The sequence below is a fragment of the Streptococcus sp. GMD4S genome (assembly GCF_000296955.1).
Genome location: NZ_AJRE01000189.1, coordinates 1 through 1,850, shown reverse-complemented (window position 1 = coordinate 1,850; position 1,850 = coordinate 1). Strand labels below are relative to the sequence as shown.

Genomic DNA, 1,850 nt, shown 5'->3' with positions numbered 1-1,850 from the left:
CTTCGATTGTATTGCTTTTATTATTATACCTTATCAAAAGACTGCTGGCAAACTTTTTCAGTTATCAGCTAACAGTTTTAGATGGGATTAGAATTCTTTTAAAAAAAATGATATGATAGAGTTTATGGATAAAAATAAGATAATGGGATTAACCCAAAGAGAAGTCAAGGAAAGACAGGCTCAAGGTTTGGTCAATGACTTTACCGCTTCGGCCAGTACCAGTACTTGGCAAATCATCAAACGAAATGTTTTTACACTTTTTAACGCATTAAACTTTGTTATTGCTCTAGCGCTGGCCTTTGTGCAGGCTTGGAGCAATCTGGTTTTCTTTGCCGTTATCTGCTTTAACGCTTTTTCTGGGATTGTGACTGAGCTACGGGCCAAACACATGGTGGACAAGCTCAATCTCATGACCAAGGAAAAGGTCAAAACCATTCGTGATGGTCAAGAAGTTGCTCTCGATCCAGAAGAGTTGGTTCTAGGAGATGTCATTCGTTTGTCTGCTGGAGAGCAGATTCCTAGTGATGCTCTGGTTCTGGAAGGATTTGCGGAAGTCAATGAAGCTATGTTGACGGGTGAGAGTGATTTGGTGCAAAAAGAAGTGGATGTCTTGCTTTTATCAGGGAGTTTCCTAGCCAGTGGCGCAGTTTTGGCTCAAGTCCACCATGTCGGGGCAGAAAACTATGCTGCCAAACTCATGCTGGAAGCTAAGACAGTGAAACCAATCAACTCCCGTATCATGAAATCGCTAGACAAGCTAGCTGGTTTTACTGGGAAAATTATCATTCCCTTTGGTCTAGCTCTCTTGTTAGAAGCCTTGATGTTAAAAGGCTTGCCCCTCAAGTCATCCGTTGTAAATTCGTCAACAGCCCTTTTGGGAATGTTGCCTAAGGGAATCGCCCTTTTGACCATTACTTCGCTCTTGACTGCGGTGATTAAGCTGGGCTTGAAAAAGGTCTTGGTGCAGGAGATGTACTCTGTCGAGACCTTGGCGCGCGTGGATATGCTCTGTCTGGACAAAACGGGCACCATCACCCAAGGAAAGATGCAGGTGGAGGCGGTTCTTCCTCTGACGGAAACTTATGATGATGAGGCTATTACTAACATTCTGACCAGCTACATAGCTCATAGTGAGGATAAAAATCCAACAGCCCAAGCCATTCGCCAGCGTTTCCAAGGTCAGGTTTCCTATCCTATGCTTTCGAATCTTCCTTTCTCAAGCGACCGTAAGTGGGGAGCTATGGAGTTGGAAGATTTGGGAACTGTTTTCTTAGGAGCGCCCGAGATGTTGTTGGACAATGAAGTCCCTGAAGCCAGAGAGGCTCTAGAGAGAGGTTCACGTGTCTTGGTATTAGCCCTTAGTCAGGAAAAACTAGACCACCACAAACCACAGAAACCATCTGATATTCAGGCCCTGGCCTTGCTGGAAATCTTGGATCCGATTCGAGAAGGAGCAGCTGAGACACTAGACTATCTTCGTTCCCAGGAAGTAGGCCTCAAGATTATCTCTGGTGATAATCCAGTCACGGTTTCCAGCATTGCCCAAAAGGCTGGTTTTGCAGACTATCACAGCTATGTAGATTGCTCAAAAATCACGGATGAGGAATTGATTGCCATGGCTGAAGAGACAGCTATTTTCGGTCGTGTTTCCCCTCATCAAAAGAAACTCATCATCCAAACGCTGAAAAAAGCAGGGCATACAACGGCAATGACAGGGGATGGTGTCAATGATATCCTAGCTCTCCGCGAAGCAGATTGTTCGATCGTTATGGCTGAAGGAGATCCTGCGACTCGTCAGATTGCTAATCTGGTTCTCTTGAACTCTGACTTTAATGATGTTCCTGAGATTC

At 44.8% G+C, this 1,850-nt stretch carries 1 protein-coding gene; it reads left to right on the top strand.

Features of this window, described 5'->3' with window-relative positions; genetic code table 11:
• Window positions 1-124: 124 nt before the first annotated feature.
• Window positions 125-1,850: HAD-IC family P-type ATPase (locus tag GMD4S_RS08490; protein ID WP_044130071.1), on the top strand; the 1,726-nt coding region annotated here is incomplete at its 3' end.